Genomic DNA, 23,368 nt, shown 5'->3' with positions numbered 1-23,368 from the left:
CCGCCAGGCAGGTACAGGCACCGATTGCGTTCTTCCCATGTGACACCAACTCGTAGGTCGAGGAGCCCTCAGGGGCAGTTGTCGCCACATATTAGCATCGCACTCGCCACCTTGGGGGTCGAGTAACGGTACATCTACTGCTGAGGCGTGATCAATAGAAGAGCGTTGGAAGCCCCGGTCGTAGAGGATTCCCTGCGACCGGGGCTTCACCCTTAATTGCTAGATATACTCGGTAATATGGAAGATCTGGCGCTTCTTTGAATTCCCGCTGTGATCCAGGAGTCGGACGGAGAGTGAAATGTAGTTGTATCCTTTATGTAGGCTCTTAAATCCACTTCTTGACGTTCCTCCCCGGCTGCCAACGGGGGTCGCAACTACCCTCCTGCCGTTGTGGCTGATGGTGATCGTGCCGTATCCCAGGGGTAGATACCTGGCGATGCCTACTGCAATGGCCCTGTATTCCATATTTGGATTGCATCCGCAACCGTGAAACTGGTACTGAAGGGTGAATGGCTCCTGAAATTTCGTGCGCCAAGCCTCTCCGGTAAGATCAACATTGTTGTACGGATCCTGGCGGGCGTACTCGTACGGGTTATCTGAGCCACCCTGAACCGGGTCGACGGAGAGAAATCTTCCGGTATAGGGGTTGTAGAGGCGCACGCCCATCAGCGAGATTCCGGAGAGTGTGTCGCGGGAACGCTGCGGGCCACCCAGCCAGCCGTAACGGGTAAACGCAGCGGCGGCATTGTAGGGTTGTCCGAATTCCCAGGTCTCCTGGAAGCTGGCCGGGGCGGTGACGGATGTGCTGTTGTCGACGGTGGCGACGATGTCGCCATGGAGGTTCGTGAGCTGAAGGGTGACGGCGCCGGTATTGTCTTGGACCGCGGCAAGGGTTCCGGTGATTCCGGAGATGTTGCGGGTCCATGCGCCGCCGGTCTGGCCGATCCAGGACGCGCTGTCACCCGAATCGGTCGAATAATGGTTAGTCCAGGTTGTGGCTCCCTGGGTCCATGCCCGGACGCGCTGCGCCGGATCGAGCGCGTAGGTACGGGTCGTAGCGCCTTGCACTTCAGAAGCGATCATGTCGTTGGCGTGGTAGCCGACAGTGAGGGCAGTTCCGCCGGCGTGGGCGGCCGGGACTGTGGTGGTGCGACCGAGGCTGTCGTAGGCGTAGCCGGTATCGGTGATGCGGTCGGCTTGGTCGTAACTGGAGCTCAGTGAGTAGGTGGGTGTGGTCGTGGTTGAGCAGGCGGGACCAGTGGGATTGGTGCCGGCGTCGGGGTAGGAGATGTGCTGGGTACGGTTGGAGTCTGCGTCGTAGACGTAGCGGCGTGATGTGCAGGTCAGGGTTCCGGTGTCGTTTCGGACGTCACGAACGACCCCGAGGCGGCCGGCTGCGTCGTAGAGGTGTTCGCGAGCTCCGCTAGGGGATTCGGTGACCCGGGCCTGGTTTTGGATGTTGTCGATTTGGGTGAAGGTCATCCAGGTGGATGCGCCTTTGGTGTAGGTCAGGGTGGTGGGTCTGGCGATGTTGTTGTAACGGGTTGTGGCAAGAATGCCGTTCGGGTAGGTCTGAGTCGTCGGCTGGCTGTCCCCGTTATAGGTGGCGGTGAAGGTGGATGGGGCGGCACCTGCTCCGACGCCCAGGCTGGTGACGAGGCCGCGGTGTTCGGTAGCGGTGTCGTAGGTGTAGGCGTAGGTGCCCTTTCCATCATCGACGCTGGACGTCTGGCCGTCGATGTCGTAGGTGGTTGTGGTGGTGTTGCCGTCTGCGTCACTCTGGGAGGTGACCTGACCCCAGGTGTCGTAGCTGGTGGTGAGGGTGATGCTGTTCGCTGTCGTCGTGGTGGGTAGTCCCGTGGTGGTGCTGTAGCCGTAGGTGGTGGCGGGGATGGCGACACCGCCGTTGGCTGCCGGAGTTACGGCAACTGCCTTGGAGGCGAGACGACCTGCGGTGTCGTAGGTGTTGGTGGTGGTGCGGGTGGTCGTGGTGCCGGAGGTGATGGTCTCAGTCTCGGCGAGAGGGTCGTTGAGATTGTTGTAGGTGTAGGTTTTGACTGGCAGGGGGTTGCCGGAGGTGGGTTGGGCGGCGGGTCCGGTGGAGCAGGTCAGGCCGGCCCACGAGGCATTGACACAGCCGCCGGTACCCGTTGGGGCGAAGTAGGAGTAGACCGTGGTGAAGGCGTCGGTCCCGGCGGCGTTCGCCTTGGGCTGACGCGATTCGAGCGCTTGCCCGGCCGTGTTGAAATACGTGGTGCGGACGATGTCGGGAGTGGAACCGCCGCCCATCCACGAGGCCACTGTGGTGGGCTGGTGAAGGACCCAACCTGAAGTGGCAGGATCGGCACCGGCCTTCGCCGCGTATCCATTAATCGTCTTGCGCGGGTCGGCGTCTGTGCTGCCGTTCCATGCTGCGGTGGTGATGGTCGTGGGCAGCCGGTACGGTTCAGCCGACGGTGGGGCTCCTTCGTCGTAGTCGGTGTGGACATGCTGGCGGACCGACGAGCGGACGCCGCTGTTGTTGATGTAGCGGTGGGTCGGACCGTACTCGTCAACGGGGACGACACCGTCGACGGAGTAGATGGTGTCGGTGTCGAGGAGTTGTGCGCGGGTGGCGGAGTCGGTGAGGGCGGCGACGGTGGGGTCGGTGTCGGCGGTGGGGACGAGGGCTTGATTGCGGTTTTCAGCGCTCAGTTCCCGCACGGGATTGCCGAACTGGTCGTGTTCGATGGTGGTGACTTGCCAGGCGCCAGCGCCGTAGGATGCGGTGTTTACCTGGCGGCCGTCGCTGTTCAGGTAGAGGATGTCGGCGTATGGCCAGTCAGCGCCTGTGGGCGGGTCGGAGGGGACATGACTGGCGGGGAACAGCGCGACACTCCAGGCGGGAAGGTCTTGCTGGCCCCAGTCGTCGACGGCGGTGGGCGCCATGTTGATGGGGGCGGATCCGCCTGATAGGGCAATATTATAGACAATCTTGCGGGTGGCGGTACCGGCGCCGGCTGGCCGGGGTCGGGTGACGGTGAAGAGTCTGCCGAAGCTGTCGTAGTCGAAGCCCCAGGTTTCCTCGCCTGTGGGGATGTAACCCTGGATGCGGCCTTGGGCGTTGTACCAGTAGAGGGTGGCGAGGTGGTTGCCTGCGGGGGTGTCGAGGCGGGGATCCCACGCGGCTCGGAGGTGGCCGGTGTTGTCGTAGCTGTAGCGGGCGACCTCAATGGGGGTGGTGCCGTTGAGGGCCATGGAGACCGACGAGACCTGGCCGGTGTAGTTGCCCCAGTCGGTGGAGCTTCCACTAGCGCCGGTGGCGGTGGTGGAGGTGGCGTAGGTGAGGGTGAGGGCGCGGCAACCGGCACCGAGGGTTCCGGAGCAGTCGACACCGTCAGGGACGGGACCGAGAATGCGGGTGACTCGACCTTGGGCATCAGTGGTGAAGGTGGAGGTGGTGTTGGAGCCAGGTTCTTCGACGCGGTCGACGACCCAGATGGTGGAGCCGCTGACGGTCTTGGCGTACCAGATGGTCTTGGCGCCGTTGACCTGGGTGAGGGTGAACTTGGTGGCGGAGTCCTTGACGAGTTTGGAGCCGTCGGAGGCGGTATCGGCGACGCCGGTGTACTGGAAGGGATAGCTACCTGTTCCGCTGCGGGTGTAGACCGCCGGAGCACCCTGGGGTGACGTGACGGTGACGAAGCCCTCGGTGGCGGTGTTGTCCGTCAGTGTGCGGTCCCCAGCCCCGGTGTCAGGGCCCGGGATGTTCGATGTCCAGCCCGGGCCAAAGATTCCACTTGGCGTGGTTGTGGCCGCAGCGGGCGTCAGCGTGCTCAGGGTGCGCCCGACGGTCAGCGTGCCGGTGTAGGTCGGCATCGAGACGTCTATGGCCGAGAGCGAGTAGTCGCCGGTGAGTAGCGCGAGTGAGCCCGGGCCGACGTCCGCGGTGGCGTTGGTGTCGCTGAAGGCGTTGCGGGTGAACTGAATGGTGGTCGCGTCCGTGCAGGTGACGACCGCGGCTGTGGTGCGGAAGCAGGCCTCGATCTGGATGGGTCCGTCGGATCCGCCGCCGAGGGTGCCAGGGATGTTCCAGATCTGGTTGTCGAACGTGCCGGCGCCGTTGCGGGGTGCGGGCCAGGTCGGGTGGCTGGTCGTACCCTGGGTGGTCGTTTCGGCCGTTGGGACGTCCGTCCACGCGGTGGAGGGGTTCGTACCAACCCGGTAGCGGTAGGTCACTGACACCTGCGAGGAGGGTGCCTCGCCGCGCAGGGTCGCGAATCGTTGGGTGCGGGACTGCTCGGCGGGCGAGGCGAGTGCGGCGTTGCCGACGCCGAAGTTGTAGGAGATGACAGGGGAAAGGTTGCCGGCAGTGTCGAGGGTGCGTAGGTAGAAAGTGTGGAGGCCCTCGTCGGCGGTCAGCGAGGCGCTGGTCGTGGCGGTCGTCGAGGTGGTCGGGGATGGTTCGTCGAGGCCGTAGAGGAACGCGGCGGTGTCACCGCCTGGTGAGGTCCAGGTGAAGGTGCCCGATGTGGCGCTGGCCCAGCCACCTGATGGCCAGGCGGTGGAGGCCAGGGCGGTGGGGGCTGCGGGGGCGGTGGTGTCGATGGTGAACGGGATCCAGGTGGACCAGTTCTGGGAGTAGTCGGTGCCGTCGTAGGCGCGGACCCGCCACTGGTAGCTGGTGCCGTTGGTCAGTAGCCCGGAGGGGACGGTCCAGGTGGCTTCGCTGTTCTGGGTGACGAACCCGCTGGAGCCCTGGGTGATTTTGGTGGTGCCGGCGGAGTTCCAGACCTCGAAGTCCAGGCGCACGGTGCCGCCGTCCGCGTCGGTCGCAGAGCCGGCGAGCCGTGGCGTGGTCGAGTTCGTCAGGACGGTGGGCGGCGTTCCGCCGCACTGCGCGGAACAGGGCGAGGTCGTGCGGGCGCCGACGGTGGACGGGTAGGAGTTGTACGTGGTCTCGATCCGGGGCGGGGTGGTGGTGTCGCCGGAGGCGAAGAACTTGTACGGCTCCCAGAGCACCTCGTCCGGGGCCCGCAGCGTCAGGGTCTCGGGGGACGGCGTGGCGTTGGTGGCCCAGGCCTGCGCGAGGCCGGTGATGTCCAGCGACACGTCGGCGGAGCCACAGAAGCCGCCCGCGTTGAAGGTCGTGTCGGACCAGTTGATCCCGTCGGCGGTGGGCTGGGTGTTCCAGGTGGTGCCGGAAGTCAGGCCGCCAGATCCCTGGACGACCATCCGCTGGGGGGTGCAGGTGTAGCCGCCGGCCTGGGTGAGTTTCAGGGCGGCGGCGGTGACGTGCTTGCCGTCGATGCCGGAGGTGTCGAACCGCAGGAACGACCGGTGCACCGACCCGAACGCGTTTCCGACGCGCAGATATTCGTAGGTGTCGTAGTTCGTCGTCGCCGACGTGCTGACGACGTCGGTGTCGAGGTTGTCGGGCAGGACCGCGGCCGGGTCGATGGTCACCGGGTACTGCCGGTCCTTCGCGGTCAGCCATGCCTTGTCCGGGCGCAGGGCCAGCGCCGGGGTGGCGGTGGTGGCTCGTTCGAGGACGGCGTCGACGGTGCGGGTCCGGTCCGGCAGTCCGGTCTTCGGGTCGAGGTGGGCGTCCCACATCAGCGGGGTCGGCGAACGCGCGGCGAGCTTTCCCCCGGCGGACAGCCGCAGCTCACCGCCGGAAGTACGTTCCGCGGTCACACCCTTCAACCGCATCGGCAGCCTCAGCGCCGCCTGCGCCGCGGCCGGGGTGTGCGCCACGATCTGCACGTCGTAACCCGTCGGGGTGACCTTGACCCGCAGATCGGTGTCCTTCGCCACCCCCTTGTACAGGGCGACGTTGTCCTTCAGCTCCGGCACGGGCAGCGCGGCCGGCCATGCGAACGCGACGTCGCGGTCACCGTCGGTCAACGTGGCCACATCCGCGCCCGGCTTACCCCCACCGCCAGACAGGGCAATGGTCGCCTTCGCGGCCTTCGGCGTCACCTCGCCGTCGACGAGGACCAGGGTGGTGTCGACGGGCTGCCAGCGACCGTCGCGCTGGACCCGCACCACCCCCGACGCCGACTCCACGGTGATGGACCCGTTCGGGTTCACCAGCGTCCGTGTCGACTCGGTGGTCAACGAGGTGACCTCGATGCGGCGCTGTTCCGCGCGCGCGGCGAGCTGAGCTGTCACCAGATCCGGGCGCTCGGCCGGCGCCTGCGGTGCGTCCTTCCCGTTCTCGGCCGGTGCCGCGGACGCGACCCCGACAGCGGGAAGGAACTGAGTGATGGTCGCCATCAGAAGCGCGATTAACAGAACGGACAGAGAACGGATGATTGACCTGCGACGACGTACGGGGAGCACCCGCATAACGCCAACTCCGATCCACCAGGAAGCCCTTCTCAGGGCACGCGGAACTGGCGCGGCCACCTCAGGAGAAAACAGAGACCGCACCAGGTCGTCGAAAAATGGCAGAACGGAATCTATTTGCGCAAACGGCGGTCGTCGCACCATTCGCCGGTCGACTACACACGGCGATCGCCCAGTGGGCGCGACTTCAGCCTTGGCTACCTAACGCTACGGAGATCCGGGGGTGGATCAGGACATTTCGGCCCCCTCGATTGCGGACTAGACGGCATCGAGTGACCCTCACGTTGAGGGATGCCCACGTAACGTAGTGAATGTTAGGTCGAACACACAGAAGTGCGTTACCTGGCAGAAACAATACCGGTGTAAGTCTCGGGAAGGTCGTGGCGTGCCTCGGTCGCTCCGGCCTGACGCGTACGACGTCGTTCCCACCAGCCCCGTCTCCGGCCCACTACCCAGCGCCACGTCCAGGTCGGCCGTCGGCGTTCACTCCACATAGCCCGCGTCGGCCGACGAGCCGGACGCGCACGGTGAGGGCAGTAAGGACCTTCCCGTGCTGATTTGCTGACAGGGCAACCTGGCGCGTGCCATAGTCCTACCTCGTACCTTTCGCGAGGGCGACGCTGCCCTCGGTCGCCGGCGACATTCCCCGGCCGTCCCTTCCGCGATGCGTGCATCGTCGCGCGCCCGAGGAAGGTAAATGCGAGGCGCATACGTCATGCATTTATCGGCATTTCGAGATCCGGATGTCGCCGCCTCCCTCAGAGTCTCCAAAATCCGGACCGGCGCTTCGCCGCGTCGTTGACAGCTCAGCAGGCTCGCCTACCCCAACGCACAGGAGCACATCGTCATGGGCCGTCCGACCAGGTACCCGCCGCCGTTCCGGGCCCGCGCGATCGCCTACGTCACCCACATCCGCGCCGACCACCCCTCCACCTGGCAGGCCATCAAGACCGTCGCCGACGCGCTCGGCATCAGTGCCGAAACCTTGCGCAGGTGGATCCGCCACGCGGACACCACACCCGACCAGCACCGGCAGTCATCCCGCCACCAAGCCGAACTCAGACACCTGCACGAACAGAACACCCGGCTCCGCCAGGAGCTCTACCTCCTGCGGGCCTCCAGCACCAACCCCGCACCGTCGCTGACCGCGGACCCCACCGCGGGCGCCACGCCACCGTCCATCCCGACGGTGTCTCCACGGCCGGCCGTGGCGAGCCGACCCGGACCCGCCGGCACCCTGTCGAAGGAGCGCGCGGGTGAGCCGACCCCGATCACCATCCCCCACCCCGCCACACCCGACATCGCCGCCAACAAGACCTGGGCGCGACCGCTCACCCGCACCGACGCGCCCGAACCTGGCGCGGCACACGCTCTCTTACACCCAGCCCCTCCATCCGTCCCCCGCCCACAACCCTCCCGCGGCACGCGGCGGACGACACCGGCGAGCGCCCCAGAGCACCTCCCGGCACCGCCGCCGTAGCCGCCACCAGCCCGCCCACCGCCTGCAACGCACCACCCTCGTCCGCAAGGGGCTGATCCGCGGCGCGCTCCTACCAGCCGCACTCGCCACCAGCCTGCTGCTGTTCTGCACCGCGGCCGGCCCCCGCGACCCCGCCGACAAGCTCGACCCGGCTGGCACCGGCCCGGCCCGCCCCGGCAGCTGGACCATGCCCACACCCACGCCCGACGGTGGCGACGGCACCTCCCCACCCGTTGCCCCGAGCGTCCAGGACCTGGCCGTCGCCGCCGCCTCACCCGCGACCATCACCAGCACCGTCACCCTGACAGCCGCCGACCAGGGCATCCCCGCCCGGCTCCTGGCCGCCTACCAGCAGACCGCCAACCAGCTCACCGAGACCGAACCCCACTGCCACCTGCCCTGGCAACTCCTCGCCGCCATCGGCAAGGTCGAATCCGGCCACGCCGCCGGCCGCCCGATCAGCTCCGACGGCACCATCACCCGCCCCATCCTCGGCCCACCCCTCAACGGCACCGCCGGCGTCGCGCTCATCCACGACACCGACCACGGCGCCCTCGACCACGACACCACCTACGACCGCGCCGTCGGCCCCATGCAGTTCATCCCCACCACCTGGGCCGCCTCCGGCCGCGACGGCAACAACGACGGCCTCAAGAACCCCCACAACATCCACGACGCCACCCTCGCCGCCGCCTACTTCCTCTGCGCCCACGGCCGCGACCTCACCGACCCCACCCAGCTCCGCGCCGCGATCCTCGCCTACAACCCGTCGAACGCCTACCTCCGCACCGTCCTCACCTGGATGAACGGCTACCAGCACACCAACCCCACCGCCCTACCCGATACCCCGACCTCGTGGACACCCCCAACCCCCACCCGCCCGCCACCTCACCCGCACACCCACCGACCACAGAACCGGCGCCTTCCCCCGATCCCGACCCGCCCACGCCAGCCTCATCCCCCACCCTGAGGACCATCCCTGGGGTCACGATCATTCCGCTCACCCCGCGGACACCAGACCCGACACCACCAACCACACCCTCAACGCCCGTCACGCCGAACTCGCCAGCCACCTCACCATCGGTCACACCACTGGCACCTTCACCACTGGCCCCCGAGGTGTCACCGTCGATGACCGGCGACGGACTCGACGAGTCGCCGTCGCCGGCCGAGGACCCAGTCGGCGACCCAACCGCCACACAGCCGGCCGGGCGACTCACCCAAACACCTACCGCCACACCATCCAGCGGATCCGACTGACTGGACCAGGTCGACGGGCCCCGACACGCTCGCCGACGAGGCCCGCGCTGGCTCCGGCCGTAGGCGCCTCCAAGTCAGCCAACGCCTTGTCTGGCAACGTTAGGGAGTCGCCCGAGGTCGAGCTGCCTCGCCCGGTCGCAAGTGGTTGGTTCGCGACCGCCTTCAGATCCGGCGCCGGCTTGGACCACCTCGGGGACGGTAGTAGACTCATGCCTGTTCGGTGATCGACTAAGATCCACGGTCGTCGGACACGCGTGCCGGGGGGGTGTGTACGTCGTGAACCCAGACGACGAACCACCACCCGGCAGCCGCCGGCACCCGCGACATGCAGAGTGCCCGTGACCTGCACAAACACACACATGGCGGCACTATGCGATACTAGGCGGCAGGCCGTCCTACGGGCTTTTAACCGGTGAGTTCAGGGTTCGAGTCCCTGACGGCCCACGTCGCAAGGTGGTTTCCGCGCATTTGCCAAGGGTTTCCTGGGGTCTTGTGGTTCGATCTCTCCCGGCCCCGGGAACTTGCGGATCCGATCTCGCGGCACCCGCGGATCCTGCCGTAGCCGGGCTATTTTCTCCGCATAGCGGCTGTGGCGAGCATCCCTGATCCAAAAACGCACCTTCGATCAGCAGGCGGGTCGTCGACCGGCGTCCCCATCCCGAAAGTGAGATTCTCATCGCTATACCCACTGCTCAGTTCTCCGCACCGGACACGACACAACCCCGGCCGCGCCAGGCACTGCCACCGCTGACCAGCAACCTCTTCCAGGCGCCCGACTTCGGCGAGACCCACGCCGACGCTCCCGACGCGACGGAGCCCGGGCCCGGATCCGGATCCGGATCTGCCGACCGCCGCCCTTCGGGCCAGGCGAAACCGACCTTCACCGCCACACAGCGCCGTCCGCCGCGTTCCGGTAACCGTCGGGCATCGACACGGACGCGAGCCCAGGGCCAGTCCGGCGGTAGGTTCTCCCCACGCAACCCCTCCGCGTGACTTCCTGATCAGCGCCACTGCATTCAGCTCGAGTCGGCGCGGTCAGGCCGTCCAGTTCTGCTTGCTCAGGCCGGGAGCTCCGCCGAACTCGGAGCTGTTGGCTGTGACGACGCCAGACCACCTGTGGGTGGGTGATGCTCCATGATGGGCGGCTTCGCCCGGCACCATGGCCAGATGGACGCCGACCCGCTGATGACCGTTATCGAGGTGGCCAATCACCTGCGCCTGACGGCGTCGTCGTGGCGTGCCGAGGTCGCGGACGGAACCGCGCCGGCCCCGGACGAGCCGGATGACGACAAGCCCGTCCACCGTCGCCGCCCGCGTTGGCGCCGTTCGACGGTGGATGCCTGGAATGCGCAGCGACGTCTCCGCGGCCAGTCGCAGGAAGCCTAGGCGGCAGTGGCAGGGGCCACTGGCAGGGAAGGCACGTCGCCCTCCGGGTGTGACAGCCGTAGCGTTGGCGCCGTGAAGGTGCTCTCCGTCAACGTCGGCAGGCCGCGCCCCAACCTCTGGAAGGGCCACGGTTCGACCGGTATCGACAAGCGGCCCGTCGCCGGCCCGGTCGCCGTCACCGCCCCCGGCCCCAAAGGCACCGGGGCGGTCGGGCTCGCCGGCGACCGGGTCTACGACGTGAAGCACCACGGTGGCACTGACCAGGCCGTCTACGCCTACGCCCGTGAGGATCTCGACGGGTGGGAGGCCGAGCTGGACCGGCCGCTCGCGAACGGCGTCTTCGGGGAGAACCTCACGACAGCCGGCCTCGACGTCAACGGTGCCCTGATCGGTGAACGTTGGCGCGTCGGGCCGGACGTCGTCCTCGAGGTGTCGTGCGCGCGGATCCCGTGTGCGACGTTTCAGGGCTGGCTGGAGCGGGACGGCTGGATCAGGAGGTTCACGCAGGCGGCACTGCCCGGCGCCTACCTTCGTGTGATCGAGCCCGGAGACATTCGCGCCGGCGATCCGGTCGAGGTCGTGCACCGGCCTGACCACGACGTCACCGTCGCGCTCGTCTTCCGTGCGATGACACGTGAACCGGAGCTGCTGCCGCGGCTGCTGGTCGCCGACGCGCTGCCGGAGGAGAGCAAGGACCGGGCCCGCAGGCGTACGACCGCATAGGCGATCGGCCTCAGGGCGCGTCGAGCCGCGGTCGGCGCGCCCAGGCCGCGAACATCGGCACGCTCACGACGAGGCGGCTTTCGTCACGGCTGACGGCCCACCACGCCTCGACCTCGCCCTCGGTCAGCAGACCCGCGGCGACGATGTCTCGCTGGAACCGTTCCACGAGCAGCCGCCAGGCGAGCCAGGAATCGGTGCCGCCGAGGGTCTGGACGCCCTGGTACTGCGCCGACTCGTCGGTGAGCCCCAGGCTGAGCACATCGCCGAGCAGCCGGCGCCCGTAGGTCGCGTCGAAGCCGGCTGCCTCGCCACCGGCCGCACCGGCCATGACCTTCTGCAGGGCCCGGATCATCGCCGTGTGCACCGGTGCGGCCGGGACGAGGAGGTCGGCGCAGGTCCAGTCGACCTCCTCGACCAGCAGCCAGCCACCTGGCGCGACTGCCTCTGCGAGCCGCCGCAGCGCGTCCGGGTGCGGGTGGAGGTGCGCGACCAGAAGCCGCGCGTGGACGAGGTCGAAGCTGCGCCGGGGCAGGTCGTCCACCATGACGTCCATCCGCCGCACCTCGACCTGCGGTGGCAGCTGGTCGAGGAAGCGGGTGTCACGGTCGACGGCGAGAACCTGGCCGGCCGGGCCCACAACCCCGGCGAGGGCTCGGGCAACCGAGCCGGTGCCCGCCCCGGCCTCGAGGCAGCGGTGCCCCGGCCCGATCCCCAGGCCGGCCACCAGCCGCATCGTGCCCGGATCCCACATGTGTGCCATCGCCTCGAGGCGTGATCGCTCGTCCGGATGCGCCTGGTCCAGAACGTAGGAGGACGACTGAGCCTTTTCCGTCATCGACTCGCACCTGTTTGGTCGGTTGATTAAGCCTTCTCCACCGTCGGATCCGAGCCGCAGCAACAGCGCCTGACGAGTGTGAGATGGAAAAGGCTCATTGTTGATCAGGCCGGATGGATCCTCCTCGTATTCTTTCGTGGCTTGCGGATCTCTCCTCGGTCATCCGCGCTTCCTATTGGCTCATAGGTTTCCCTGCCTGGTACGGAGAACCAGCGCGGCCGGTGCCCGGAGCGCTGGAATGATGGCGGTTCTGATCACGGCAGTGTTTCCGGTGCCGCCAGTGCCGCCGGTGCCGGATCCGGCACCGGAACCGGTCGGCGGAGGATGCTCTGAGAGAGGACGTGGACGTGTCCACTGTTCCGCAGGTTGTCTTCGACGCCTTCCACCCGGCGCACCGGTCGAACCCCTACCCCCGGTACGCGGCCGTCCGTGAGTACACAGCGCTCTACCCGCTGCGGCCGGACATCCTCATGGCGACCCGTTACCGGGAGTGCGCGGCGGTCTTCGCGGACCCGCTGTGGGGGCACGGGTACGAGGACGGCATAAACCCGTTCCGGCCGGGCGTAGATCCCGACGACGTTCCCGGGTCGATGCTGCGGATGGATCCGCCGAACCACACCCGGGTGAGAGGCCTGGTCAAGAGCGCCTTCATGCCGCGCACCACGGCCGGAATCCATGATCGGATCGAGAGTCTCGTCAACAGGCTGCTCGACGCGGCGATCGAGGCCGGCGAGGTGGACCTGATGGAGGCGTTCGCGCGTCCGCTGCCGCTGACCATCATCGGAGACCTGCTCGGCATACCGCGCGAGGACCACACCCTGGTCCAGAAGTGGTCGTTGGAGATCGTCCGCGGTACGGACCCGGACATCCTGCAGACTCCCGAGAGCCTGGCTCGCAGGCCGGCGGCCATGGCGGAGTTCGAGGCCTACTTCGCCGCGCTGCTCGCCCGGCGGCGCGTCGATCCGCGCGACGACATACTGACCGGGCTGTGTGCGGCCCAGGACGAAGGCCAGCTGAACGGCGGTCGCGAGCCGCTCGGGCTCGCCGTCGGGCTGCTGATCGGCGGCTACGAGACGATCTCGGACGTGATCGGCAAGAGCGTCGTCGCCCTGCTGCGCAACCCCGACCAGGTCCAGCGGTGGCTCGCCGACCCGGATCTGGCGGCACCCGCCGTCGACGAGCTGTTGCGGTACGAGCCGCCGGTGCAGTTCACCCACCGGGTGGCACTGGCCGAACGCGAGGTCGCTGGGCACACGTTCGCCCGCGGCGACGGCATCGTCATCCTGACCGCGGCCGCGAACCGCGACCCGGACGTGTACACCGACCCGGACCGCCTGGACATCACCCGGTTCGCCGGCCGGGCCCCGGCGCCGCGCCACCTTTCGTTCAGCGGTGGGCCGCACTACTGCCTCGGCGCGCACCTCGGCCGGCTGGAGACCGAGATCGCGATCGACACCCTCCTGCGCCGTGCGCCCGGCCTGGCACTGACCGACGAGCCTGGCTGGCGTGACACGGTCGCCATCCACGGCCTGGACACGCTCCCGGTCCGCCTTCGGGCCTGAGCCTCTCCAAACCTGAGCCTCTCCAAACCTGAGCCTCTCCAGGCCTGAGCCTTGCCAGGTGCGAGGTTTGCCAGGCCTGAGGCTTCCCAGGGCCGAGCCACGAGGGAGCCGGCCGGCCTCACCGCCCACCGCCGTCCTGCCAGGTGCGGCTGATTGCGAGGGGCAGGCGGCGTATTAGCATGCGGGCTGCACCAAAAGCCGGGCGGGCATTGGTGGCTGCGGAGCGGCTGTGCCACGCATTCGAGGAAGGGGCCTTCTCTGCGGCGACCGGGGGGTTGGCTCCACTGCCGATTGCGGTGTTCGTCTCGGAGAGCAAACGACCATGAAAAAAGCAACAAGGATTTTACGAACTGTTGTGGTGGGTGCCCTGCTGGCCGTGGTGGCGGCCTGTGGGGGGTCGTCCGACACGAGTGCTCCGGAGGCGTCCTGCACCAGTCCCGGTGTCACCGCGGACAAGGTCGAGGCCGGCGTCGTCATTTCGGATTCGGGGAGCGGCAGCGATGCCTTCTCGTCCGCCCGTGCGGGCGTGAACGCAAGATTCAGGCTGGCCAACGCAAACGGCGGCGTCCACGGGCGCGACATCGAGTACACCTGGCGGGACGACGCAAGCCAGCCGGAGGAGAGCGTCAGGGCCGCCAACGAGCTCGTCCAGAAGGAGTCCGTCTTCGGTATTCTTCCCATCACCACGGCGCTGACCGGCGCGCTGGACGGGCTGCAGAAGGACGGCGTTCCCGTCGTGGGGTTCGCGCTGCCGTCGTGGTCGTCCTACAGCAATCTCTTCGCGTACAGCTACATCTCGGATCCGACGGCCATCGGCCGGTATTTCATGAACGCCGGCGCCACGAAGGTCGGCTTCGTGATGACGGGCACGGCCGAGTCCACGACGCAGGCCGCGCAGAAGTACCTGCGGGCGTTCGCGGCGATCGGGCTGGACACCACGGACATGACGCCCTACGTGGCGAGCGTGGACAGTCCGACCCAGATCATGGGCAGGCTGAAGGACGCGGACGTCGATGCGCTGATCGGCTTCACCGTTCCCACCGACCTCGCCAACCTGATCGGTGCGGCGCGGGACATCGGCATGCCGCTCAAGGCGACGATCTCGCTCACCGGCTATGACCAGACGGTGCTCCAGTCGCTGGGCCAGAAGCTGGCCGGCGTCTCGTTCGACGTGCACTTCCGCCCGTTCGAGTCGCCCGACGCCGCCATTGACACCTACCGGAAGGCGATGGCGACCTTTTCGCCCGAGACCCAGTCGGACCAGCAGTGGGCCATGTGGGGCTACATCTACGCCGACATGTTCGTGAAGGGGCTGGAGGTCGCGGGTGACTGCCCCACCCGGGACAGTTTCATAACCGGGCTCAGGCAGGTGCACCAGTACAACGCGGGCGGCCTGATCGAGACGGTCGACTTCGCCACCAACGCGACGCAGCCGGCGCCCTGCATGTCCTTCGTGCAGATCAACGCGGCGGGGTCCGCGTTCGAGCTCGTCAACGAGCGCCTGTGTAACGACGGTACGACCGGCCAGTAACCGCTACCCGCGCGTCCCGGTGCGGCCGACGTCGCTGTCGGCCGCACCGAGCACTGGCCGCGGGTCAGCGCAGCCCGGAGCGGACGAACGCGTCGATGACCTGCCGCTGCATCACCAGGTAGATGGCGAAGATGGGCAGGCAGGCCAGCCCGGACGCCGCCATGATCGCGCCCCAGGCGTCGCCCTCGGCGCCCAGGAAGCTGCGGATGCCCAGCTGCACCACCGAGTTCGCGCGGGGCAGCACGAGCGCGGGCCACAGATAGTCGTTCCAGGCCGTGATGAACAGCAGGATCGACAGCGAGGCGAGAACCGGGCGCAGGTTCGGGATCACCACGGTCCACAACGTCGTCCAGGACCCGCGTCCGTCCATCTTGGCCGCGTCGAGCAGCTCGCGGGGAAAAGCCTGCATGTGCTGGCGGAGCATCAGCACGGCCAGCGCCGAGCACAGGTTGGGCACGATCACGCCGGCGAGGGTGTTGAGCAGCCCGATGTTCGACAGCACCAGGTAGTTCGAAACCATCGTCACCTGGAACGGCACCAGCCAGGTGGCGACGAAGAGCAGGAACAGCAGCCCTTTCCCGCGGAAATCCCACGCGGCGAACGCGTACGCGGCCAGCAGGCAGACGAGGAGCTGGCCCACCGCGGTCACCGCGGCGATCACAAAGGTGTTCGCGAGCAGGGTTCCGACGTCCAGGGAATCGAAGACGATCCGATAGTTCTCCAGGCTCAGCGGCCACGGGAACAGCGAGTTGTCGTTGACGTCGCCGGGGCGTCGGAACGAGCTGGCGAACATCCAGTAGATGGGGAACAGGCTGAACAGGCTCAGCACGATCATCAGCAGATGGCGGCCGGATGCGGGCAGCCAGCGCCGCCGCGAGGTCCCGGCCGCGGCGCCGTCTCCTGTCTCCGCCGTGCCCGCCCCCGCCGAGCAGGAGACCGCGGCAGCTGCGTCTTCCTCGGCAACTGCGTCCTCCTCGGCAGCGCCAGCCGAAGAACGGGCAGCTGCCGAGCGAGCGGCTGTGCCAGTCGAGGCGGAGGGTGCGGCGAGGGGCTCGGAGATGCTCATTTCGCGGAGTTCCTCAGTCGTCATGGAAGCTGAAGCGGTCAGCGAGCTTCACCAGGCCGGCGGCGAGCAGACCGAAGCAGCCGAAGAACACGAGCCCGGCGGCGGAGGCCAGTCCGGAGTCCATGCTGCGGAAGCCGAACTCCCACAGCAGGTAGTAGACGTTGGTCGTGCTGTCCGCCGGGCCACCCTGGGTGAGCACGTCGATCAGCGGGAAGGTCCACTGGCCTGACAGCAGCACCGTCATCAACAGCATGAACAGCAGGGTCGGCCGCAGCAGCGGCAGCGTGATCCAGCGCAGGATCTGCCAGCGGGACGCCCCGTCCATCTCGGCGGCCTCGGCGTAGTCGGGGCTGATCCCGGACAGCCCCGCCGAGACGACGAGCACCGCGAATCCGAGCATCTGCCAGGCGCAGATCGCGAGCACGGCCGGCAGCGCCGTCGACTCCTCCCGCAGCCAGTTGTGATCGCCCAGCCCGAACAGGCGGTTCAACAGCCCGGACGGGTCATACAGCCAGCGCCACACGGCCGCGGTCGCCACCGGCGCGACCAGCATCGGGACGAAGACCATCGCGCGGTAGGCCGTCCGGCTGCGTTCCCCCAGCCGGCGGGTGACCAGCGCGATCACCGTGGGCAGCACGATGGAGAACGGCAGCAGGCCGAGGACGTACCAGAGGGTGTTCAGCGCCGCGCCGCGAAGCTGCGGGAGCTGCAGAACCCGCTGGAAGTTCGCCAGCCCCACGTAGGTCTTCGGCGAGGTGGGCAGCAGGTTCCAGTGGTAGACGGACAGCTGCGCCGCCTCGACCAGCGGCTTGTAGGTCCACAGCACCAGGCATGCCAGCGCCGGGAGCAGGTAGAGATAGGGCGGTGCGGCGCCGCGTAGCCGGTGGGCCAGGCCCGGCCGGGTGGCCGAGACCTGGCCAGGCCCGGCCGGGCTCGTGGGCGCCGCCGTCGCCGCGGTCAGCGCGGCTTCGACGAACACGGGTCGTGCTCCTTACTCTCCGCTTGCTTCCTCGGTCTTCTCCACCGCGTCAGCGGTGCCCGGACGGATGGATCAGGCGGAGGTGAGCCCGTACTCCGCGGCAAGCTCGGCCATGTCGGCCAGGTTCATCTCGTAGACCGCGGCACCCGGGTCGACCGGTACCGAGGTCGCGACGGCGCCGAGCGGGAAGACGTCCAGCCGGGTGTAGAAACCGCCGGTCAGGCCGGCGAACTGGTCGGCGGGGCCGAGGGTGCGCGCGCTGTAGGCGGTCGCGCCGGCGACCCACACCGGCACCCCGCCGATGCTCCCGGCGGAGGCGTGGTGCGCGTGCCCGCAGACCACGATCTTGACGTCGCTGCCGCGCAGGACGTCGGCGAGCTCGGCCGACTGGCTGAGGATCATCCCGTTGAGCATCTCGACGGGCGAGGGCACCGGCGGGTGGTGCAGGGCGAGTACCGTGCCCGCGGGCGCGGCGGTGGCGAGCTCGTCGGCGAGCCAGCCCAGCTGCGCGTCGGAGAGCAGGCCGGCGTGCTCGTCCGGCTCGGTGCTGTCGAGGACGATGATGCGCAGGTCACCCGCCCAGTGCACGTAGTCGTGCGGGGTGTCGGCGGTCGGCTCGGCGCCGAGCAGCCCTTCGCGGAACGGCCCGCGGCTGTCGTGGTTGCCCATCACGTAGAGCACCGGCGCGCCGATCCGCTCGGCGACGGGCTCGACGGTGTCCCGCAGGCGGCGGTAGGCGTCGAGCTCGCCCTTGTCGGCGAGGTCGCCGGTGAGCAGCAGTGCGTCCACCTGGACGCCGGACTTCTCCACCTGCTCCAGCGCGGCGACCAGGTTGGCGTGGGTGTCGACCTTGCCCATCATCAGTGAGCCCTCGGGCACGATGTGGGTGTCGCTGATCTGGATCACGGTGTGGGTGAGCTTCTGCGGCTCGGGAATCAGGAACATGGTTCGGCCTTCCGTGCGAAGCGGAGTCGAGGTCTGCGCGGGGGAGACCTGCGCGGGAGAGGCGTCAGGCCGTCGAAACATCGTCGGTCACCGGTTGTCGCCGGTCACCGGCTGTTGTCGGCTATCGGCTGCTGTCGGTCACTGGTTGTCGTCGGTCAGCAGTGCCTCGACCAGTCGGTCGAGGGCCTGCGGGGTCGCGCCGTGCGCCAACAGGTAGCCGCGGACGTCGCCGTGCCGGGCCCGGATGCGTTCCAGCGTGTCGAGGATGAGCTGGGGCGGGCAGGCCATCACGTCCGTCGGGAGGCCGCCGGAGCCGGGGCCGGCGCCGTCGCCGGCCCCGGTCAGCTGCCGCACCGCGGCGATCGCCTCCTCCCGCAGGTAGCGGGCCGTCAGCGCGAAGTCGGCGGCGATGGTCTCGTCCGGCACCCCGCACAGGTCGAGGACCATCGCGACGACCATTCCCGTCCGGTCCTTGCCGGCGCTGCAGTGCACGATGCCGGGCAGTGCACCGGGTTCGGCCAGGGCGAGCACCGCGGCGGTGAGCCGGTCGCCGCGGTTGTCCACGGCGAAGTCGTAGATCGCCTGCAGGCTGACAGCGGCGCCGGCGCCGCGCAGGACGTCCATCGCCGCGTTGGCGCCGGCCGCCGCCGCGGCGCCCGGGGCGGCGGCGGCTGCCTGTGCCGTGTTGGCCTGGGCCGTCGCGGGGGTGGCGTCCGTCGGGGCGGCGTCCGCCGGGGGAACCGTGTAGATCGGTACCCACACCGAGCGGGCCGGGAGCTGCCCCAGCGCGTCCGGTTCCTGCGCGCGCTCGCCGGCTTCCCGCAGGTCGATGACCGAGCGCAGGCCGAACTGGGCGAACCGGGCCCGGGCGGTGTCGGTCAGGGCGTGCATCGCGCCGCAGCGCAGCAGCGTGCGCCAGCGCACCCGGCGCCCGTCCGCGGTGCGGTAGCCGCCGACGTCGCGAAGGTTGACGGCGCCGGGCAGCTCAAGCCCGCGCCGGTCGCTCTCGGCGCTCTCAGCGATCTCGACGGTTTCGGCGCTCTCGGCGCTCTCGGCGCTCTCGGTGACCTCGGTGTTCTCAACGGTGTCGATGGTCATCTCGCTCACTTCGTTGGGAGGAGATCGTTGGCCTGACGCTGGGCCTCGGCCAGGGTGGACTTCGCGTCCTTGCCGCCGTAGACCGCGCTTTCGACCGCGGTCATCATCAGGTCGCCGATCTGCTGGTAGTCGTCACCGGGGAAGGAGACCCACGGCTTGAGCCGGGTCAGCTGCGCGAGGTTCGGCTTGATCAGGGGGTTCTTGTCGGCCCAGTCCTTGAGCGTGGCCGGGTCGTCGACGAGGCTCGGCCGCAGCGGCAGGTAGCCGATCTTCGACGAGATCACGGTGTAGGCACGGTCGCTGGTGAGGAACTTGATGAGCTCCCAGCTGGCCCGCTGCTTGGCCGGGTCGGTCGAGAGGATCGTCAGGCCGGAGCCGGAGTTCGTCGGTACCGCGGCCTTCGAGCCGAAGCCGGGCTCGGCCGCCGCCCGCAGCTCCCAGCCCCCGGCCTGGGACTGCTGAATGAACAGTCCCTGGACGGCGCTCGTCTCCAGAAGCATGCCGAGGTCACCGCGACCGAACGTCTCGAACGCCTGCGCCTGCGACAGGTTCGGGCTCACACCCGCCTTGACCAGGTCAGCCGCCATCTGGACGGCTCCGACGGCCCCCGACTCGGCGAACGTCAGCTTCGTGCCGTCCTCGGAGAGCACCCGGCCGCCGTTGGAGAGCACCAGCGACTGGAAGCACCAGTCACCGGAGGACTTCGTCAGGCAGTCGATCAGGACGCCGCCCTTGCCGGTCTTCTCCTTGATGGCGGTCGCGGCCGTCTTCACCTCGGCCCAGGTCGTCGGGGGCTTCTCCGGGTCGAGCCCGGCCTGCCGGAACAGGCTGGCGTTGTACCAGAGCACCGGGGTGGAGAAGACGTACGGAACCGCGTAGGTGTGCCCGTTGACGTCACCGAGTGTGCGCGCGGACTCGGCGAAGGGATGGTCACCTTCGAAGTTCGCCTGGACGGCGTCCTTGCCGACCAGCGTGTCGATGGGCTGGGCGCCCAGGCTGGTGGCGGCGAAGCTGAGCGCGTTGAAGGTGACCTGGGCGACGTCCGGCGGATTGCCGGCGAGGGCCTGGTTCTTGATGCTTCCGACGATGTCGGTCTGGCTGGCGCCCTGCGGCGGCTGCGCCTTGACCGTGATGTTGGGGTGTTCCTTCTGGAACTCGGCGAGCAGGCCCTCGATCGCCGGCTTCCAGGTGCCGGTGGACGTCAGGTTGTAGCTCTCGAAGACGATCGAGACCTTCTGGTCCGCGGAGAGCTCGGGAATCGTGCTGGTGGATCCGGCGGCGTCCGTCGTCGAGGCGGCGGGTGAGGACGATGTCGCGCAGGCCCCGGCGGTCAGCGCGACGAGCGCGATGCCGGCCGCGGCGAGCGACAGGCGTGGTCTGGCCACGTGATGCTCCTCTGCATGATGGCGTGGCGAATGAAGGGTGATCGAACGAACGGGATGAACGGGACGAACGGGAAACGTTGATCGCGGGGAAGCGGCGGCCTGGCGTCTCGGCGGCCTGGAGGTCCGGAGGCCTGGAGGTCCGCGTCAGACCGCGGCGGCGACGGGCTGCTGCGGCAGGTGCTGTGTACTCGGTGTGTGCCGCGGGCTGGCGTCGTCCGGGGTGGGCTGCCAGGCGAGGCGGCGGCCGCTGGTGCGGTCGAAGAGGTGCACCTGGCCGAGGTCGACGGTGAGCGTGACGGCGTCGCCCCGGCTCAACCCGACCGGGCGCGGCCCGCGCAGCGCGACCGGCTGGCCGCCGATCTCACACCACGCGACCTCCTCACCACCGAGGTTCTCGACGCCGGTGACGACTCCCCGCAGCCGTGCCCGCTCGGCCGATCCGGCTGGCGCGGCCGACCCGGCTGGCGTAGCTGTGTCGGCGGGCGCAGCCGAGCCATCGGCGTCGCGGACGACCCGCAGGTGTTCCGGGCGCAGGCCGACCGTCACGTCCCGGGCGGCGTCCGAGCCGGCCCACAGTGGGATCTCCAGGTCCGTGGCCGCCACGCGCAGCCGGCCGGCGCGTTCGGAGATCCGGGCCGAGAGCAGGTTCATCGGCGGCGAGCCGAGGAAGCCCGCGACGAACACCGAGGCGGGATTGTCGTACACCTCGGTCGGGGTGCCGATCTGCTCGAGACGTCCACCGTTGAGCAGCGCGACCCTGGTCGCCATCGTCATGGCCTCGACCTGGTCGTGCGTGACGTAGACGAACGTCGAACGGAGGCGGTGGTGCAGCGCCGACAGCTCGGTCCGGGTCGCGGTGCGCAGCTTGGCGTCGAGGTTGGACAGCGGCTCGTCCATGAGGAACGCCTGCGGTTTGCGCACCAGCGCGCGGCCGAGGGCGACTCGCTGGCGCTGCCCACCGGAGAGCTCCTTGGGACGTCGCCCCAGCAGCGCGGTGAGCTCCAGCTGGCCGGCGACCTCGCGGACCCGCTCGGCGATCTCCCGTTTCGGCAGCCGGGCCGCGCGCAGCGGGAAACCGATGTTCCGCTCGACGGTGAGATGGGGGTAGAGCGCGTAGCTCTGGAACACCATGGCCAGGTCACGGTCCCGCGCCGGCGCGTAGGTGATGTCGGTGTCTCCCAGCAGAACGCGCCCCGCCGTCGGCTCGATCAGGCCGGCGATCATCCGGAGCAGGGTCGTCTTGCCGCATCCGCTCGGTCCGAGCAGCACCAGGAAGTCGCCATCGGCGATCTCCATCGAGATGTCCTCGACAGCGTGAACGGACCCGAACTGCCTGGTAAGGCCCTCGATCCTGATCCCAGCCACCCGGCCCCCTTCGTGTACCACGGTTTCAAGATTCGAAACTGTCATGGCTTGCTGTTACATGAGGAAGGGTCGGCCAGCCAGATGAACAAACCGGGACGGACGGAGGAACGGGCGCGGTAACTTGCGCGACGATGCAGGTCAGAGGCATCCGCCCGGCTCTGGTCACGGAAATCTTGATCGTCAGTACGCCGGGTCGCCTGAGCCGTGTATGAAATGCTGCATGGCGACACCCGGGAACGACACGTCCACCGCGCCGGCAGGGGCCCCGCTGCCCGGCGGGCTGTTCGCCGTCGTCCAGGCCGCGCTGCCGGGGCTGATCCGCAGCGAACGGCGAGTGGCGGAGGTGTGCCTGGCCCAACCGGACGATGTCGTTCAGTGGTCGGTCGCCGAGCTGGCCGCGGCGGCGGGAGTGTCGACGGCGACCGTCGTACGCGCCTGCCAGCACCTCGGATTCCGGGGCTTCCAGCACATGAGGCTGGAGCTTGCCCGCCAGGCCGGGGCTCTCTCGCTGCGTGACGCGCGGGCACCGCTCCCCGACGACCCGCCCGAGCGGGTCGTCGACGCAGTCTTCGCGACCGCGGCGGAGGCGCTGACCGACGCCCTCGGGCCGCTGGACCGCAGCGCGCTCGCGCCGGCGGTCGACCTGCTGGTGCACGCGAACCGGCTGCTGCTCGTCGGCAACGGCGGCTCGGCGCCGGTCGCTCAGGACGCCGCGCTGCGCTTCATCACCATCGGCCGACCGGCCGAGGCCCCGACCGACTCGATCACGCAGGCGCTCGCGGCCCGGCTGCTGGCCCCGACCGATGTCTGCATGGTGATCACCAGCAGTGGGGCGAACGAGCCGACCCTGCGGGCGGCGGAGGCGGCGCGTGCCGCGGGCGCGCCGGTGATCGCGATCACCAGCTACTCGGCGGGGCCGATCACCGAACTCGCGACGGTGCTGCTGGTGGTGGGAACGCCAGGCCTGCCCCTGGGCAGCGAGACGATCGCCAGCAGACTGTCATCGTTGCTGCTCCTGAACGCACTGCAGCTCGCGGTGATGCTCCGGATTCCCGCGGACGCCTCCGCCCGCAACGCGGTCGCGATCAAGGAAGTGCTCGACCACCAGCTGCGCACCGAGGCTCCGTCGTCGCCACGGCGACGGACCACCCGTTGAGATCTGCGGGGCACGGCCTGAACAGCAACGCCGCAGGGCGTGCGAAGCGAGTCGGACGGATGTCCACTCGTATTCGCACGCCCTGCGGCGCGACGCGACTGTGCTGACGCGGGGGTCAGGCCGCGTTTCCAGCGGAGTGCCCGGACTGCCTTCCCCGGGCCCGGTGCCTGCATGGCACCGGTGATCTTTACGGCTTCTCGATGAGCGGAACCGGTCAGCCGGTGTAGTACGGAACGCCGGGCACGGCCGACAACGCCGCCGGAGCCG

Annotated in this window: 15 protein-coding genes and 1 tRNA gene; 8 read left to right on the top strand and 8 right to left on the bottom strand. The window is 68.8% G+C overall.

The genetic code is table 11. The annotated features are described in order from the left end of the window. Positions 1-219: 219 nt before the first annotated feature. Positions 220-6,258 (bottom strand): RHS repeat-associated core domain-containing protein, encoded by a 6,039-nt coding sequence (locus ACG83_RS30230; RefSeq protein WP_235498284.1) that lies wholly within the window; start codon positions 6,256-6,258, stop codon positions 220-222. 919 nt (positions 6,259-7,177) lie between these two features. On the opposite strand from ACG83_RS30230, the gene ACG83_RS30225 reads away from it, so the two are divergent. From ACG83_RS30225 to ACG83_RS30205, 5 genes are all read left to right on the top strand, one after another. After that, positions 7,178-7,810 carry a transposase gene (locus ACG83_RS30225; RefSeq protein ID WP_054569679.1) on the top strand — a complete coding sequence of 211 codons (633 nt, stop codon included), beginning with the start codon at positions 7,178-7,180 and terminating at the stop codon, positions 7,808-7,810. Between the two features lie 187 nt (positions 7,811-7,997). Next, a complete protein-coding gene (locus ACG83_RS30220) occupies positions 7,998-8,780 on the top strand; it encodes a lytic transglycosylase domain-containing protein (protein ID WP_054569678.1) in 783 nt (260 codons plus the stop codon). Between the two features lie 670 nt (positions 8,781-9,450). Continuing rightward, a tRNA-Lys gene (locus ACG83_RS44660) sits at positions 9,451-9,514 on the top strand. 693 nt (positions 9,515-10,207) lie between these two features. After that, on the top strand, positions 10,208-10,456 hold the full coding sequence (locus ACG83_RS30210; protein ID WP_235498283.1) for a hypothetical protein: 249 nt from the start codon (positions 10,208-10,210) through the stop codon (positions 10,454-10,456). A gap of 72 nt (positions 10,457-10,528) precedes the next feature. Further along, positions 10,529-11,179, top strand: a complete 651-nt coding sequence (locus ACG83_RS30205; protein ID WP_054569675.1) for an MOSC domain-containing protein — start codon at positions 10,529-10,531, stop codon at positions 11,177-11,179. Positions 11,180-11,189: 10 nt separating this feature from the next. On the opposite strand, the gene ACG83_RS30200 is transcribed toward ACG83_RS30205, so the two are convergent. Beyond that, complete coding sequence (locus tag ACG83_RS30200; RefSeq protein WP_054569674.1) at positions 11,190-12,014, bottom strand: methyltransferase domain-containing protein; 825 nt, start codon at positions 12,012-12,014, stop codon at positions 11,190-11,192. 347 nt (positions 12,015-12,361) lie between these two features. Between ACG83_RS30200 and ACG83_RS30195 the strand changes: the two genes are divergently transcribed. Further along, the gene (locus ACG83_RS30195; protein WP_054569979.1) at positions 12,362-13,576 is read left to right on the top strand and encodes a cytochrome P450; all 1,215 of its coding nucleotides are present in this window, start codon (positions 12,362-12,364) and stop codon (positions 13,574-13,576) included. 322 nt (positions 13,577-13,898) lie between these two features. Then, positions 13,899-15,107, top strand: coding sequence for an ABC transporter substrate-binding protein (locus tag ACG83_RS30190; RefSeq protein ID WP_054569673.1), 1,209 nt, complete (start codon positions 13,899-13,901; stop codon positions 15,105-15,107). A 64-nt stretch (positions 15,108-15,171) separates the two neighbouring features. Here the strand turns inward: ACG83_RS30190 and ACG83_RS30185 are convergent, their stop codons facing one another. From ACG83_RS30185 to ACG83_RS30160, 6 genes are all read right to left on the bottom strand, one after another. After that, positions 15,172-16,173: a carbohydrate ABC transporter permease gene (locus ACG83_RS30185; RefSeq protein WP_083473700.1), complete on the bottom strand. Its 1,002-nt coding sequence runs from the start codon at positions 16,171-16,173 to the stop codon at positions 15,172-15,174. 13 nt (positions 16,174-16,186) lie between these two features. After that, positions 16,187-17,152 (bottom strand): carbohydrate ABC transporter permease, encoded by a 966-nt coding sequence (locus tag ACG83_RS30180; RefSeq protein WP_054569672.1) that lies wholly within the window; start codon positions 17,150-17,152, stop codon positions 16,187-16,189. A gap of 72 nt (positions 17,153-17,224) precedes the next feature. After that, on the bottom strand, positions 17,225-18,097 hold the full coding sequence (locus tag ACG83_RS30175) for a metallophosphoesterase (protein WP_054569671.1): 873 nt from the start codon (positions 18,095-18,097) through the stop codon (positions 17,225-17,227). Positions 18,098-18,235: 138 nt separating this feature from the next. After that, a complete protein-coding gene (locus tag ACG83_RS30170) occupies positions 18,236-19,195 on the bottom strand; it encodes a tyrosine-protein phosphatase (protein WP_054569977.1) in 960 nt (319 codons plus the stop codon). Between the two features lie 5 nt (positions 19,196-19,200). Next, positions 19,201-20,580, bottom strand: a complete 1,380-nt coding sequence (locus tag ACG83_RS30165) for an ABC transporter substrate-binding protein (RefSeq protein ID WP_054569670.1) — start codon at positions 20,578-20,580, stop codon at positions 19,201-19,203. Positions 20,581-20,724: 144 nt separating this feature from the next. Then, positions 20,725-21,945, bottom strand: a complete 1,221-nt coding sequence (locus ACG83_RS30160) for an ABC transporter ATP-binding protein (protein ID WP_235498282.1) — start codon at positions 21,943-21,945, stop codon at positions 20,725-20,727. 220 nt (positions 21,946-22,165) lie between these two features. Between ACG83_RS30160 and ACG83_RS30155 the strand changes: the two genes are divergently transcribed. Then, positions 22,166-23,101, top strand: coding sequence for a MurR/RpiR family transcriptional regulator (locus ACG83_RS30155; RefSeq protein WP_235498281.1), 936 nt, complete (start codon positions 22,166-22,168; stop codon positions 23,099-23,101). Positions 23,102-23,368: the final 267 nt, after the last annotated feature.

It is taken from the genome of Frankia sp. R43 (assembly GCF_001306465.1).
In the GTDB taxonomy this organism is placed as follows: Bacteria; Actinomycetota; Actinomycetes; order Frankiales; family Frankiaceae; genus Parafrankia; species Parafrankia irregularis.
Note: the sequence above shows the minus strand (reverse complement) of the source record. Positions and strands in the feature narration are given on the sequence as shown.

What these genes read in the sequence shown, in the direction of transcription:
- ACG83_RS30230 (WP_235498284.1), bottom strand. Translation starts at nt 6,258, where the DNA reads ATGGCGACCATCACTCAGTTCCTTCCCGCTGTCGGGGTCGCGTCCGCG.
- ACG83_RS30225 (WP_054569679.1), top strand. Translation starts at nt 7,178, where the DNA reads ATGGGCCGTCCGACCAGGTACCCGCCGCCGTTCCGGGCCCGCGCGATC.
- ACG83_RS30220 (WP_054569678.1), top strand. Translation starts at nt 7,998, where the DNA reads ATGCCCACACCCACGCCCGACGGTGGCGACGGCACCTCCCCACCCGTT.
- ACG83_RS30210 (WP_235498283.1), top strand. Translation starts at nt 10,208, where the DNA reads ATGGGCGGCTTCGCCCGGCACCATGGCCAGATGGACGCCGACCCGCTG.
- ACG83_RS30200 (WP_054569674.1), bottom strand. Translation starts at nt 12,014, where the DNA reads ATGACGGAAAAGGCTCAGTCGTCCTCCTACGTTCTGGACCAGGCGCAT.
- ACG83_RS30190 (WP_054569673.1), top strand. Translation starts at nt 13,899, where the DNA reads ATGAAAAAAGCAACAAGGATTTTACGAACTGTTGTGGTGGGTGCCCTG.
- ACG83_RS30185 (WP_083473700.1), bottom strand. Translation starts at nt 16,173, where the DNA reads ATGAGCATCTCCGAGCCCCTCGCCGCACCCTCCGCCTCGACTGGCACA.
- ACG83_RS30175 (WP_054569671.1), bottom strand. Translation starts at nt 18,097, where the DNA reads ATGTTCCTGATTCCCGAGCCGCAGAAGCTCACCCACACCGTGATCCAG.
- ACG83_RS30170 (WP_054569977.1), bottom strand. Translation starts at nt 19,195, where the DNA reads ATGACCATCGACACCGTTGAGAACACCGAGGTCACCGAGAGCGCCGAG.
- ACG83_RS30155 (WP_235498281.1), top strand. Translation starts at nt 22,166, where the DNA reads ATGGCGACACCCGGGAACGACACGTCCACCGCGCCGGCAGGGGCCCCG.